General features: G+C 71.6%; 12 protein-coding genes. 6 read left to right on the top strand and 6 right to left on the bottom strand.

The window, feature by feature from the left end; genetic code table 11:
* Window positions 1–123: 123 nt before the first annotated feature.
* Complete coding sequence (locus tag ASF49_RS06950; RefSeq protein ID WP_156652906.1) at window positions 124–1,542, bottom strand: ATP-binding protein; 1,419 nt, start codon at window positions 1,540–1,542, stop codon at window positions 124–126.
* Window positions 1,539–2,258: a response regulator gene (locus ASF49_RS06945; RefSeq protein WP_056469790.1), complete on the bottom strand. Its 720-nt coding sequence runs from the start codon at window positions 2,256–2,258 to the stop codon at window positions 1,539–1,541. Before ASF49_RS06945 ends, ASF49_RS06950 begins: the two co-directional genes overlap by 4 nt.
* Window positions 2,259–2,446: 188 nt before the next feature.
* Here ASF49_RS06945 and ASF49_RS06940 point away from each other — a divergent pair, with 188 nt between their 5' ends.
* From ASF49_RS06940 to ASF49_RS06915, 6 genes are all read left to right on the top strand, one after another.
* Window positions 2,447–2,764: a GCG_CRPN prefix-to-repeats domain-containing protein gene (locus ASF49_RS06940; protein WP_243214617.1), complete on the top strand. Its 318-nt coding sequence runs from the start codon at window positions 2,447–2,449 to the stop codon at window positions 2,762–2,764.
* A gap of 83 nt (window positions 2,765–2,847) precedes the next feature.
* The gene (locus ASF49_RS06935; RefSeq protein WP_082510947.1) at window positions 2,848–3,282 is read left to right on the top strand and encodes an EF-hand domain-containing protein; all 435 of its coding nucleotides are present in this window, start codon (window positions 2,848–2,850) and stop codon (window positions 3,280–3,282) included.
* Between the two features lie 651 nt (window positions 3,283–3,933).
* Complete coding sequence (locus tag ASF49_RS06930; protein ID WP_056469781.1) at window positions 3,934–4,137, top strand: hypothetical protein; 204 nt, start codon at window positions 3,934–3,936, stop codon at window positions 4,135–4,137.
* A 2-nt stretch (window positions 4,138–4,139) separates the two neighbouring features.
* Window positions 4,140–4,700, top strand: coding sequence for a TetR family transcriptional regulator (locus tag ASF49_RS06925; protein ID WP_056469778.1), 561 nt, complete (start codon window positions 4,140–4,142; stop codon window positions 4,698–4,700).
* Between the two features lie 42 nt (window positions 4,701–4,742).
* Complete coding sequence (locus ASF49_RS06920) at window positions 4,743–5,909, top strand: efflux RND transporter periplasmic adaptor subunit (RefSeq protein ID WP_056469775.1); 1,167 nt, start codon at window positions 4,743–4,745, stop codon at window positions 5,907–5,909.
* A 46-nt stretch (window positions 5,910–5,955) separates the two neighbouring features.
* Window positions 5,956–9,114 carry a multidrug efflux RND transporter permease subunit gene (locus ASF49_RS06915; protein WP_056469773.1) on the top strand — a complete coding sequence of 1,053 codons (3,159 nt, stop codon included), beginning with the start codon at window positions 5,956–5,958 and terminating at the stop codon, window positions 9,112–9,114.
* A gap of 107 nt (window positions 9,115–9,221) precedes the next feature.
* Here the strand turns inward: ASF49_RS06915 and ASF49_RS06910 are convergent, their stop codons facing one another.
* The 4 genes from ASF49_RS06910 to ASF49_RS06895 all read right to left on the bottom strand — a co-directional run bounded on the left by ASF49_RS06910 (window position 9,222) and on the right by ASF49_RS06895 (window position 12,943).
* Window positions 9,222–10,391, bottom strand: coding sequence for a DUF3829 domain-containing protein (locus tag ASF49_RS06910; protein ID WP_243214619.1), 1,170 nt, complete (start codon window positions 10,389–10,391; stop codon window positions 9,222–9,224).
* Window positions 10,392–10,707: 316 nt separating this feature from the next.
* Window positions 10,708–11,325: a methyltransferase domain-containing protein gene (locus tag ASF49_RS06905; RefSeq protein WP_056469771.1), complete on the bottom strand. Its 618-nt coding sequence runs from the start codon at window positions 11,323–11,325 to the stop codon at window positions 10,708–10,710.
* Window positions 11,326–11,508: 183 nt separating this feature from the next.
* On the bottom strand, window positions 11,509–11,901 hold the full coding sequence (locus ASF49_RS06900; protein ID WP_056469769.1) for a group III truncated hemoglobin: 393 nt from the start codon (window positions 11,899–11,901) through the stop codon (window positions 11,509–11,511).
* 280 nt (window positions 11,902–12,181) lie between these two features.
* Window positions 12,182–12,943 carry an isocitrate lyase/PEP mutase family protein gene (locus ASF49_RS06895; RefSeq protein WP_056469767.1) on the bottom strand — a complete coding sequence of 254 codons (762 nt, stop codon included), beginning with the start codon at window positions 12,941–12,943 and terminating at the stop codon, window positions 12,182–12,184.
* Window positions 12,944–13,189 lie beyond the last annotated feature (246 nt).

Here is a 13,189-nt window from a genome sequence, read left to right as displayed (position 1 = left end):
CTCTGTCCCGGTGGCGGCGGTCCGTGATGGGTGCGCGATATCCGCGGCGTTCGGCTTAAGGACAGCCTGCAGACCGCCCGACCCGGTCATGACGCGGACGGGCGGGTTCCGACCGGACCGGGGTCAGGATCCGCGGCTCGTCCCGAGTCCCGACCCGTCCGCAACCGTCGAGTCCCCGGCTCGGCGCCTCGCCGCAGAAGCGGGCAGGGTCACCTCCACCCTCAGGCCCCTGCCCTCCCGGTTGCGCAGGGCGATCTCGCCGCCATGGGCGCGGATGCCCGAGCGCGCGATGGCGAGGCCGAGCCCGACCCCGCCCGTCTCCACGCTGCGGGAATCGTCGAGGCGGGTGAAGGGAGCGAACATCTCTTCGATCCGCTCGGACGGGATGCCGGGTCCCTCGTCGTCGATCGTGCCGACGACGCCGTCATCCCGGTGTTCGAGGACGATCCTGGCACATCCGCCGTAGCGGACGGCATTGGCCACGAGGTTGTCGAACGCGCGGCGCAGGGCGGTGGCGCGTCCGTGAAACGGGAGGACATCCGGGGCGGACAGGGTCACGTCGTGCCCCAGGAGCCTGTGCTCATCGACGATGGCCGCCAGCAGCCCGGCGAGGTCGAACGGGGCGTCGTCCTGGCCGAGCGCGTCATCGCGCGCGAAGGCGAGCGTCGCCTCGACCATGTCGCGCATGTCCGCGATGGTGCGCACCATCGCACCGCGCAGGTCCGCGTCCTCGACCATCTCCGCGCGCAACCAGAGCGAGGCGATGGGGGTGCGCAGGTCGTGGCTGATGGCGGCCAGCATCCGGGTGCGGTCCGAGACGAAGGCCCGGGAGCGCGCCTGCATCAGGTTGAAGGCGGCCGTCATGGTCCGCAACTCGCGCGGCCCCCGCTCCGGCAGGGGCTCGACGGCCACGCCCCGGCCGGCGGATTCGGCGGCCCGGGCCAGGGCCTGCACGGGTCCGACGATGCCGCGCATGGCGATGCCGGTCACGACCAGGACGGCGACGACGCTGGCTGCGACCTGGATCAGCCCGATGCGGATCCAGGGCGGCGTCGACAGCGCGAGCGGCGCCTCGCCGTTGAGCCAGCGGCCGTCGTCGAGGCGGACGGAGACCCGCAGGACCTGCGGTCGGGCGGCGAGACGGTCCGACGACGCCCCGGGCTGCCGGTCCGGATCCCGCTCGACGAGCAGGAGCCGGGCCTGGCTCGCACCGTCCCGCATGCGCCGGTCGAGGCGACGGGCGAGCCTGGCCTCGTCGGCATCCATCGCGTTGTCCGGCACCAGGCTGGCGGTGTCGATGGTGAAGCGATGCCGGGGCGAACCGTAGGCTTCGATCACGCCGGGGACGGCGTCCGGCGGCACCGTCTCCAGCAGGCGAACGAGGATGGCGACGCGGTCGACGACCTGGGTGCGGGCCGCCGCACGACCGACCAGGGACGATTCCCGCGTGAACATCACGAAGGCGGCGGCCTGCGCGCCCACCACCGCGAGCACCAGCAGGAGCGCCAATCGGCCGGCGAGGGAGCCCTGACCCGGTCTCACGGCGCGGCCCTGACATCGGTCGCGAGGACGTAGCCGCCACCCCAGACGGTCTTGAGAAGCTCCGGATGGGCCGGGTCGCGTTCCAGCTTGCGCCGCAGCCGGCTGACCTGGTTGTCGATGCTGCGGTCGAACCCCTCGGCGGCCCGGCCGCTGGTCAGGTCGAGGATCTGGTCGCGCGAGAGGACGATGCGCGGATGCCGGGTCAGCGCGCAGAGCAGGCGGAACTCTGCGGTGCTGAGGGCCACCGTCCGACCCGCCTCGTCGATGAGTTCGCGGCGGTCGGTGTCGAACACCCAGCGGTCGAAAGCGAGCCGGCTTCCGTCGCCAACGTCGCGGAGGCGGGGAAGCGCCCGGGCGCGGCGCAGGAGGTTCTTGACCCGGGCCAGGAGTTCGCGCGGGTCGAACGGCTTCACGACGTAGTCGTCCGCGCCGATCTCCAGGCCGACGATGCGGTCCGTCCGCTCGGCCAGCGCGGTCAGCAGGATGACGGGCGTGTCGTGGACCTCGCGGATGTGCCGGCAGAGCGAGAGCCCGTCCTCGCCCGGCATCATCACGTCGAGGATGACGAGGTCGATGGCGGAGCCCGAGAGGACGGCACGGGCCGCGGCCGCGTCGGCGGCAACGCTGACGCGCAGGTCGTGCCGCTTGAGATAGGCCGCGAGGGGGTCGCGGATGTCGCGGTGGTCGTCGACCACCAGGACATGGGCGTGGTCCATGGCTGAGTGTCCCATCGGCGGGTTCTAGCGCGGCCGGAGATCCGGCTCTCGACGAAGTTGTCGCAACCTGTGCCAGGCCGCCCGGATCCGCGACCCTTCGCGACACAATCGGTGGCTCCCGGCAAAGTCCTGCGACAGGAGGCGGGCAATCTCGCCGCATCGCAATCACCCACCAGGGAGACCCTGCAATGACGGGACTGACGAACATCGCCTCCAGCGGACTGAAGCGCTTGGCTCCGGCGGCCCTCCTGGTCGCGGGGCTGGCGGCGCCGCTGGCCACCGCCGGCACGGCGGAAGCCCGCGACGGCTGCGGCCTCGGCTTCCACCGCGGCCTCTACGGCTATTGCCGCCCGAACCTCGGACCGCGCGTCGTCTACGCGCCCTACGTCGTTCGGCCCGCCTTCTACGGACCCCGGTTCTACGGTCCCCGCCGAATCGGCTGGGGCGGCCCGCGCTGGCACCGTTGGGGCGGCTACCGCCACGCCGGCTGGCATCACCGCTGGTGACGCGGCTGGCCCGGCCTTCCCCGCGCGGGATCGCGCCCGAGAGATGCGATCCCGTCCCCTCCCTCCAGCACAGGGGTGCCGCTATGGCCCGTCGAACCTTATGCCTGACGCTCGCGGTGTTCCTGTCGGCATCCGCCGCCATCGCCCAGACTTCCGGGGGCCAGCCCCCCGGGGCCCAGACTCCCGAGGCGCCCTCGCCACCGTCGAGGCTCGAGGACCGCAAGCCCGATGGTGTCGACCTGGCGACCTTCCAGGCGCGGCATCGGATGCGCCTGATGCGGGCGGACACCGACCACGACAACCGGATCAGCGAAGCGGAATGGACCGCCTGGTGGGCCGCCCATCCGGGCAAGGGCCCGGCCGATCCGGCGAAGCGCTTCCGCCGGCTCGACGCCGACCGGGATGGATTCGTCACGGCCGAGGAGATCGACGCCGTCACGGCCAAGCGCTTCGCGCGCTTCGACGACAATCACGACGGACGCGTCACGCGCGCGGAGCGCCCCTGCCGGACACGCTGAACCGGCCGGACCGGACGGACCCGACCGGCAGGCGTCGACCCGTGCCATCCACGCCCCGGCCCCGGCGTCTGGACGCGACGGCGACAGCCGTCGCGTCACCGGGCTTCTCCAGGCCGCGGGCTGGCAGGCCGGCAAGGCTCGGGTTCGACGCATCCGGCGTCGCGAGGAGATCCCGCGGAAACGCCGGCCGCGAAGCCGGCCGTGGCTGAACGATGGGCCGGGCGGACGGCGTCGGCCGCAGCCTCGCAATCCCGGTCGGCGCCTCGAACCTCGTCCAGGGCCGAACCCGTGACGGTCGAGCCTGGCGCATCCCGTCGCTGAGGCAACGGCTCGGAGACGATCGCGACGGCTTTGCGCGAGGGGTCGCCGAGACAGTCCCGCCGATTCGGTACATGGCGGCGAGATCGCCGTGGGCGACCGGCTCCCCCGAGAGCATCGACGGCAAGCGCGAAGACGAAGACCGGAAACAGGCGCTCTTCGCCTCGTTCGAGACGGTGCGGAGCGTGATCGGCCCGTGGCGGAACACCGACCAGCGCATTCGGCCGACGCATCGCCGGGATGCCGTGCACCGATGCCTGGGCCATCCCGATTCGCCCTTGAAAGATACCAAACAGTCGGTATTTATGGCGGCAACGACTCACCGGTGGGATCATGCCGAACCAGACCCTCGCCGACCCGGCGCCGCGTGCCGCCCGGCCCCGTAAAATCACCGACACGACCACGCTTCAGACCTCGGGGCGATGCAGGAAGGCGGTGCCGACGCTGGCCATGGTCGCTCGCGATCGTGTCGCATTCGACCCGATGTCGCATGCCCGCAGGGCGATGCCCCTCGCCGCGACCGAGACGGGACACTGAGCATGGACGCCGCCCGCCGCAGGAAGCAGCCCGAACGCGTCCGGCGCAGCCTCCTCGATTGCGCCGCCGCCCTCGCCCTCGAACAGGGACTCGCCGCCGTCACCGTGCAGGCCGTCTGCGAGGCGGCCGGCGTCACCAAGGGCGGGCTGTTCCACCACTTCGCGAGCAAGCAGGCCCTGATCGACGCCGTGGTCGCCGAGCTGCTCGAGAAGCTCGACGCCGACATCGAGGCGGCCATGGCCCGGGACCCGGAGGCCTGGGGACGCTTCACCCGCGCCTACGTCACCGTCACCCTGGACGACCTGATGCTCAACCAGAGCAGTCAGTGGACCGCCCTCTACATCTCGTCCCTCACCGAGCCGAGTCTGCGCCGGGTCACGGCGGCGTGGTTCGCGCGCTTCGTCGAGCGCCACCGCGCCACCGACGACGATCCGACCCTGGAGATCGTGCGGCTCGCCACCGACGGGGCCTGGCTCGCCGCCCTTCTTCGGGAGGATGGCGGACCGATGCCGGACCTGCCGGCTCTGCGCGAACGCCTCCTGGCGATGACCCGCCGGGCCTGACGGCCCGCGCACTCCTTCCTCGAGCCAAGGACCCGGACAGCCATGCGTGACCTCGCGCGCCGACGGTGGCCCGTCATCCCCCTCGTGACGCCCTGCATCGTGCTGCTCGCGGTGTTCGGCTGCAAGCCGGCGGCGAACGGCCCGGCCGAGCCCGGGGCGGAGGCCCCGGTGCCGGACGTCTCCACCGTGACCGTGGAGGGCACCACGGTTCCGCGCCTGCTCGACTTCGCCGGGCGTCTCGCCTCGACCCGCGTGGCCGAGGTCCGTGCCCAGGTCTCCGGCATCATCCAGGAGCGCGCCTTCGAGGAGGGCAGCCTCGTCGCCAAGGGCGACGTGCTCTTCCGGATCGATCCCGCCATCTACCGGGCCGAGGTCGACGCCAAGGCGGCGGCCCTCGCCCGGGCCGAGGCGACGCGCGTGCAGGCCCAGCGCCAGTCCGAGCGCACCGAGACGCTGGTGGAGCGACAGGCGGCGAGCACCGCCCAGCAGGACGTCGCCCTGGCCAGCCTGCGCCAGGCCGAAGCCGACGTCGCCAGCGCCCGGGCGCAGCTCGCCCGTGCGCGGATCGATCTCGACTTCGCCACCGTGCGCGCGCCCATCGCCGGGCGCATCGGGCGTGCGCTGATCACCGAGGGGGCGCTGGTCGGCGCGGCCGACGCCACCAGGCTCGCCGTCATTCAGCAGATCGACCCGATCTTCGCCGACTTCAACGCGCCGGCCACGCACCCGGACTCGCTGGCCGGACCGGCCGGCGACAGGCCGGCGACCGAGGTCCGGCTCCTGCAACCCGATGGCGGCCTCTATCCCGATGCCGGCCGCCTGCTGTTCACGGATGTCGGCGTCGATCCCGGCACGGGCCAGGTCTCCCTGCGCGCGACCTTCCCCAACCCGAAGGCCGCCCTGCTGCCCGGCACCTACGTGCGCGTGCGCGTCGGCCAGGGCCAGAAGGCCGATGCGGTCATCGTCCCGGCCCAGGCGATCCAGCGCAGCAGTGCCGGCGAGGCGCAGGCCTACGTGGTGACGGAGGGCCGGACCGCCCTGCGGCCCCTGCGCACCGGCCCCCTCACGGAGGCAGGCTGGATCGTCGAGGAGGGGCTGAAGGCCGGCGAGACCGTAGTGGTCGAGGGCTTCCAGAAGATCCAGCCCGGCATGGCCGTCAAGCCGGTGCCCTGGGCGGGCGCCCGCGCCGCCGCCCTTCCGGCGCCCTGACCGAACGCGCCGTCCACCCTCCCCCCGCTCCCGCAGGCGCAGTCCCATGACCCGGTTCTTCATCGACCGCCCGATCTTCGCCTGGGCGATCTCGCTCTTCATCGTGCTGGTGGGGGCGATCTCGCTCGTCGTGCTCCCCGTCTCGCAATACCCGGACGTGGCCCCCGTCACGATCCAGGTCACGGCGAGCTATCCGGGCGCCCCGCCGGAACGGCTCTACGACGGCGTCACCCGCATCATCGAGGAGGAGCTGAACGGCATCCCGGGGCTGATGTACTTCGAGTCCACCAGCGACACTTCGGGCCAGACCCAGATCATGGCCTCCTTCGCGCCGGGCTCGGACGCATCGCGGGCGACGGTGGCGGTCCAGAACCGGATCAAGCGCATCGAGGCGCGCCTGCCCCGCGCCGTGACCCAGCAGGGCGTCATCGTCGAGGAAGCGAGCACCAGCTTCCTGCAATTCATCACCCTGAGTTCCCGCGACGGCTCCCTGAGCGAGACGGATCTGGGCGACATCGCCGCCCGGCGGGTCCTCGGCGAGCTGCGGCGGGTGCCGGGCGTCGGACGCGCCACCCTGTTCTCGTCGGAGAAGGCGCTGCGCATCTGGATCGACCCGGTCAAGCTCGTCGGGTTCAGCCTGACGCCGGCCGACGTCACGGCCGCGGTCGGCGCGCAGAACGCCCAGATCGCGTCGGGCATCGTCGGCGCCCAGCCCGCCCGGGACGGCCAGCGCATCGCCGCCAACGTCCTGGTGAAGGGACAGCTGACCTCCGCCCGCGAATTCGGCGCGATCGTGCTGCGCGCCAACCCGGACGGTTCGCTGGTGCGCCTGCGCGACGTCGCCGAGGTGGAACTGGCGGGCCAGTCCTACACCATGCAGACCCGCCTCGACGGGCGCCCCGCCGCCGGCATCGGCATCCAGCTCAGCCCCGGCGGCAACGCGCTGGCGGCGGCCACCGGGGTCCGGGCCCGGATCGCGACCTTGGCGAAGACGCTGCCCGCCAACGTGGCGATCACGATCCCCTACGACACGACGCCCTTCGTCGAGGTCTCGATCCGCAAGGTGCTGGTGACCCTGGCCGAGGCGATGGCCCTGGTCTTCGCCGTGATGTTCCTGTTCCTCCAGAACATCCGCTACACCCTGATCCCCACCATCGTGGTGCCGGTGGCCCTGCTCGGCACCTGCGGCGCCCTGCTGCTGGCGGGCTTCTCCATCAACGTGCTGACCATGTTCGGCATGGTGCTGGCCATCGGCATCCTCGTCGACGACGCCATCGTGGTGGTCGAGAACGTCGAGCGCATCATGGCCGAGGAGGGCCTGGCGCCGCGCGAAGCGACCGCCCGGGCGATGGGCCAGATCACCGGCGCCATCGTCGGCATCACCGTGGTTCTGGTCGCGGTGTTCGTGCCGATGGCGTTCTTCCCCGGCTCGGTCGGGGTGATCTACCGCCAGTTCGCGGTCAGCATGGCGACCTCCATCGCCTTCTCGGCCTTCCTGGCCCTGTCGCTGACGCCGGCGCTCTGCGCCACGCTCCTGAAGCCCATCGCGCCGGGCCACGGCCACGGTGGGCACGGGGTCTTCGGCTGGTTCAACCGGTCCTTCGCGGCCGGGACCCGCGCCTACCGCTCCGGCGTGGACGGGACCCTGCGCCGGCCGCTGCGGGCACTCGTCGTCTACGCCGGGCTGATCGCGGCGCTCGGCTGGGGCTACGCGCGGATGCCGTCGAGCTTCCTGCCCGTCGAGGACCAGGGCTACATCATCGTCGACGTGCAGACCCCGCCGGAATCCGCCACCGGGCGCACGCTCGACGTCGCTCAGGCGATCGAGGCGCATTTCGCCCGGGAGCCCGGCGTCGACAACCAGACCTTCCTCCTCGGCTTCGGCTTCTCGGGCCAGGGCCAGAACGCGGCGCTCAACTTCATCGGCCTCAAGCCCTGGGGGGAGCGCGGGCCGGCGGACAGCGCCGACGCGATCAGCGCCCGCGCCAACGCCATGCTGGCCGGGCTGCCCGACGCCGTCGCCATGTCGCTCGCCCCGCCGGCCATCGATTCCCTGGGCAATTCCAGCGGCTTCAGCTTCCGCCTCCAGGACAAGGCCCAGCAGGGCTACGCCGCCCTGGCCGCCGCGCGCGACCAGCTGCTGGCCGCCGCCACGAAGAGCCCGATCCTGCAGGGCGTCTACGTGGAGGGCCTGCCGACCGCGCCGCAGGTGGAGCTCCTGATCGACCGCGAGAAGGCGAACGCGCTGGGCGTCACCTTCGCGGACATCAACGACACCCTCTCGACGAGCCTCGGCTCGGCCTATGTCAACGACTTCCCGAACCAGGCGCGCATGCAGCGGGTGATCGTCCAGGCCGAGGCCGGCCGGCGGATGAAGGCCGAGGACCTGCTCGACCTCCACGTCCGCAACGCCAGGGGCCAGATGGTGCCCCTGCAATCCTTCTCGCGCCTCGACTGGACGATGGGGCCGGCCCAGGTGGTCGGCTTCAACGGCTATCCCAGCATCAAGTTTGGCGGCACGGCGGCGCCGGGCTTCGCCAGCGGCGACGCGATGGCGGAGATGGAGCGCCTCGCCGGGCAATTGCCCGCCGGTTTCGACTTCGCCTGGACCGGGCAATCCCTCCAGGAAAAGCTCTCGGGCTCCCAGGCGATCTACCTGCTCGCCCTGTCGCTGGTCTGCGTGTTCCTGTGCCTGGCCGCCCTCTACGAGAGCTGGTCGATCCCGCTCGCCGTCCTGCTGGTGGTGCCGACCGGGATCGTCGGCGCGGTCTTCGCCATGCTGATGCGCGACATGCCCAACGACGTCTACTTCAAGGTCGGCCTGATCACGGTGATCGGCCTGACGGCCAAGAACGCCATCCTGATCATCGAGGTCGCCAAGGACCGCGTGGCGCAGGGGCGGCCCCTGCACGAGGCCGCCCTGGAGGCCTGCGCGCTCCGCTTCCGGCTGATCGTGATGACTTCCTTCGCGTTCATCCTCGGCGTGGTGCCGCTCGCCATCGCCACGGGGGCCAGCATGAACAGCCAGCGGGCCATCGGCACCGGCGTGCTCGGCGGCATGATCAGCGCGACGGTGCTGGCGGTGTTCGTCACCCCGCTCTTCTACGTGCTGATCGCCTCCGCCTTCCGGCGGCGCGCGCCCTCCGCCGGCGCCGAGGCACCGCCGCCTTCGGCGGATCGCCACGGGGAAAAGGCACCCGCATGAGGCGCGGGCGCGGGACGCCGGCCGGTCGCGCAGGGCCGTCGGCGCTCCGAAGCCGAAGGAGCGGGTGACCGGCCGGACGGGGACTTTCCGAGGTCCCGCGAAGACCCTCAGCTCGGCCGCATCCGGTCCTCGTTCCTCTGGCAGGATTCCAGGTCGCGGACCGAACGATTGTAGGCCTCGTTGAAACGCTGCGCCGGCTGGCTCGGATCGCCCTTCGCGCGAATGTCCCGAGCGACATCCCGGCCGTGGCCGATCAGGCGCGCGACCGTGTCGGTGTAGCCGGTGCAGGATGCGTTCGCCTTCGGGCTCATGCCGTCGAAGGTCGTACCGAGCTGGCGATTGGCGTTCGATACCTCGCCGAGGGCGGCCAGGAAGGGGGCGACATCCGCCCTGGGACCGAGGGCCTCGAACTGGCGGATCGCGCGGCGCAGCGTGAGGCTGGTGGCGACGAGACTCCGCGCCGGCGCATCCTCCGACAGGGCCGACAGGCGGCGCTCGTCCCGGGCGATCTCGCGCTCGAACAGGGCCGTGCCGTAGGCGTCCATCGCCTTGGCCGCCGCCTCGACCCGCGGGACGAGGATCGCGTGCTGCTCGCGCGCGAACTTGAAGCCGTCCTCCTTGAACGCCCGCGTGGTCTGGTAGCGCGTCAGCGCCTTCAGGGTCGGATTGACCTCGCGCAGGGCCGCCAACAGCCGGGCGGCCTGGGCATCGACCTCCGGCACGGCGCCCGGCAGCGCGACGGCCTTCTCCAGCTCCTCGATGACGCCGTCGAAATCCACGATGCCGAAATGGTACCAGGCATTGGCGCCGAGCTTCGTGCCGAGCCTGAGCACCCGCTCGTTGTCACGCCGGTAATCGGCCAGGTGTTGCGTCAGAGGATGCGACCGGACGAGGTGGTTCTGGGCCTCGGTGTAGGCGTTCGCCTTCGCCAGATTCTGAGACTCGGGCGATTGCGTCGGCGCCGGACGGGCGGGCGCCCGAGCCGAGGCGGGCGGCGGTGGCGGGCTCTGCAAAAGGGCCTGGGAGGCCGCGGGTGCGGCGGGGAAATCGCACTTGAAGGCCTCGACCAGGCTCTTGCGGACGGCCTCGTGGGCCTGTGCGCACTGATAGGCCACGGTCGCCCGCGCGGCTTCGTTGCGCGCGACCGAGTCCCGGAAGCTCTCGCGCATCGTCCCGATCCCCTGACGGATGCCGGGGCGGGCGGCCTCCGGCACGTCGGGGCTGGCGGCGCATTGGGCATAGGCGGCGAGGAAGGCGTCGCAGCTCTCGACGCCCACCGGTGTCACCGGCGTGACTGCGTGAGCGGGCGTCGGCGCGCACCCGACCAGGATGGCCACCACGGGGAGGACGTCACGAAACGATCCGATCCCGAATGCCCCTGCCCCGAGTCTCCGTGCCGGTCCTCGCATCCCCGTTCCTTTCCTCGAAGCGCCGATTGCGTTGAAGCGTCGCGCGGGACCCCGGCAGGGTCCCGCCGCTCGCCGGCCACCGGATCCGGTTGGCCCGAGCCGTTGGAGCCGTCCCCGTGCCATGCGCGTGTCGCCCGGCTCGCTCAACCGCGGCGGCGGGAAACGGGTCTCACGCGCCTGACGTTCAGCCGATCACCGCCGTCAGCGGATCGCCGAGGCCATGTTCCGGGATCGGTGCGTGCACCGCGGTCCGCGCGAAGCCGGCATCCTGCAGATAGCGCTCGACCAGTCGCGCGCGCCCCGCCCCATCCAGAGCGTTCCAGATCGCCACGGCCTTGGTCGGGAAGCATCGGTTCGAGAAGCTGATGACCACGGGCGCTCCCGGGCGCGACACGCGCGCGACCTCGGACAACACCGCGATCGGCTTCTGCAGGTACTGGACCGAGACGCACAGCAGCGTCGCGTCGACGCTCGCGCTATCCAGGGGAAGCCGGGGCGCGGCGTTCAGATCCTGGACGAAGTGCTCAGTGAGGCGGGGGTTCGCCGCAAGTTCCGAGGCGTTCAGCGCGTGGCCGATGACCCGCGCGAAGGCCAGGTCCTCGGGCAGGTGGCTGACGCAGCTGGACATCAGGTCGAGAACCGTTCCTCCGGCCGGAACGACCTCCCGGTAGAGGCGCGTGACCGCGGCGATGGCGTCGTCGTCGATATGCGTGACGAAGCGCGGTTGCCGGTAGAACTGCGGATCGGGGCTCGGATCGTCCTTGGCGAACGCCTCGGGCGGAAAATCTGTCACCGGTGTCATCGAATTCTCGCGCTGCCTGTCGCCGACACGCTGGCCGAGGCCGGATCACGGAGCGCGATCCGGCCGGAGCCCATCGTGGCGAGGTCCAACGGTGCTGCGGGGCGATCGATCCTTGTCCACGGAAGGGACGAGTCGCGTGTCGGGGGGGGGGCGTCGCGCCACGGGCGGGCGACGCACGGGATCTCAGCGGTCTCGCTGCAGGGATTCCGGTCTGAAGAACAGGCCCGCCTGCAGGCTGTCGCCGATCCGGTTCGCGCGCTCGGTGAGAAGCGCCGCCACGTCGGCGGGATACATCTGCCGGGCCGTCTCCTCGAAGAGAGCCAGCCAACGGGCAAAGTGGGCGGGGGTCAACGCACCGAGCCCCTGGTGCTTGCCGAACGGATTGCCCTTGTAGCGGCCGGATCGCAGCAGCAGCGAGGACCAGAAATCCTGGATCACCGCGAGGTGGCGGGGCCAGTCCCCATCCGGGATGGCGCGGGCAAAGACCGGCCCGATCAGGGGATCGCGCCGCACCTTGGCATAGAAGGCGGCCAGGAAGGTTCGAAGGCTCGCTTCCGTCAGGGTGTCGGTGAGCATCTGGAACCAACCCGTTGCGACTCGAGGCGGGGCTGCCGAGCCTGTAACCGGAAATCGTTGTCGGGAGCCAGAGCATCCCGGCGCGAGTGATGCGATGCCGGCTCGGCGAGCCTGCCGGCGGAGCGAGATGCGCGGACATCCTCGTCGGGTCGGACGTCCCTGCGCCTGCCCGATCCAGGCATGGCTCACGGATAACCACCGAGGACCGGCCGGCGTTCACGACGCCGCCACCTGTTCCGCGATGGGGTGGACAGGCCGTTGGACCGTCGCGTCGCGACCCTCAGGATCCGTCGCCCGGGTCGTAGCGCCGCAAGCTCTGCGCGGCGGCATCGAAGGCCGCCCAGGTCCTGCGGGCGAGGCTTCCGCCCACGCTGCAACGACGAACCCCGAGTTCGGCGAACACCCGGATCGCCGCGTCGTACTCGTGCACCACGACGTTGACCGGCTTCGGGGCGACGGCCGCGACGAGTTCCGCGACGGCACCGTGATCGAGGATGAAGGGCACGAAGAGGCAGTCGGCGCCGGCCTGCGCATAGGCGACGGCGCGCGCGATGCTGGCACCGACCGACAGGTCGGGGACACGGAAGTTCTCGTTTCGACCGACGAGCATCACCGTGGGATCGACGGCGTCGATGGCGCTGCGTGCGGCGGCGATCCGTTCGACGGCGTGATCCGTCTCGTACAGCGCGGTTCCGGACCAATCCTCGATCGACAGGCCGGCCACGCCCGTCTCGACGGCCAGGGCGACGGTCCGCGCGACATCCTCCGGACGGTCGGCGAAGCCGTTCTCGAAATCCGCGTTGACCGGCAGGTGGGTGCTGGCGACAAGCAGTCTGAGGTGGTCGAGGGTGGCCTCCAGGCCGAGTTCCCCATCCTGCTTGCCGGCGGCCCAGGCCGCCCCCGCGCTCGTCGAGGCGATGGCCTTGAAGCCGAGCGTGGCGAGCCGAACCGCGCTGCCGGCATCCCAGGCGTTGGGCAAGAGGAAGAAGCCGCTGTCGTGAAGACCGCGAAAGGCGCTCCGCTTCTCCGCCGTGCTGGCCATCGCTTGCTCCATCGTCGTCAGGCCCGACGATCGTCCCGTCGCCGCCGCCGCGCCATGGCCCGCCCCCGAAGGAAGCGGCCGATCCCGATGATGCCGTGGGTCGGATCGCTCCGCATCCGGGCCGGGCGCCCTTCGGCGCGTCGCATCGCTCGATCGATGACATCCCGGCAGGACGAGGTCCACCTCCAGGGCAGCCGGTCGTGGCCGCAGGACCGGAGCCGGCCCGGGGGCTCGGCCGCCGTCGTC

The organism is Methylobacterium sp. Leaf104, from assembly GCF_001422885.1.
In the GTDB taxonomy this organism is placed as follows: Bacteria; Pseudomonadota; Alphaproteobacteria; order Rhizobiales; family Beijerinckiaceae; genus Methylobacterium.
This window is presented reverse-complemented; position numbering and strand designations above follow the sequence as displayed.

Bases quoted from the DNA above. Each gene is read 5' to 3' on its own strand.
- ASF49_RS06930 (WP_056469781.1), top strand. From the start codon at position 3,934: ATGCCGAACCAGACCCTCGCCGACCCGGCGCCGCGTGCCGCCCGGCCC.
- ASF49_RS06945 (WP_056469790.1), bottom strand. From the start codon at position 2,258: ATGGACCACGCCCATGTCCTGGTGGTCGACGACCACCGCGACATCCGC.
- ASF49_RS06895 (WP_056469767.1), bottom strand. From the start codon at position 12,943: ATGGCCAGCACGGCGGAGAAGCGGAGCGCCTTTCGCGGTCTTCACGAC.
- ASF49_RS06935 (WP_082510947.1), top strand. From the start codon at position 2,848: ATGGCCCGTCGAACCTTATGCCTGACGCTCGCGGTGTTCCTGTCGGCA.
- ASF49_RS06905 (WP_056469771.1), bottom strand. From the start codon at position 11,325: ATGACACCGGTGACAGATTTTCCGCCCGAGGCGTTCGCCAAGGACGAT.
- ASF49_RS06915 (WP_056469773.1), top strand. From the start codon at position 5,956: ATGACCCGGTTCTTCATCGACCGCCCGATCTTCGCCTGGGCGATCTCG.
- ASF49_RS06900 (WP_056469769.1), bottom strand. From the start codon at position 11,901: ATGCTCACCGACACCCTGACGGAAGCGAGCCTTCGAACCTTCCTGGCC.
- ASF49_RS06920 (WP_056469775.1), top strand. From the start codon at position 4,743: ATGCGTGACCTCGCGCGCCGACGGTGGCCCGTCATCCCCCTCGTGACG.
- ASF49_RS06940 (WP_243214617.1), top strand. From the start codon at position 2,447: ATGACGGGACTGACGAACATCGCCTCCAGCGGACTGAAGCGCTTGGCT.
- ASF49_RS06925 (WP_056469778.1), top strand. From the start codon at position 4,140: ATGGACGCCGCCCGCCGCAGGAAGCAGCCCGAACGCGTCCGGCGCAGC.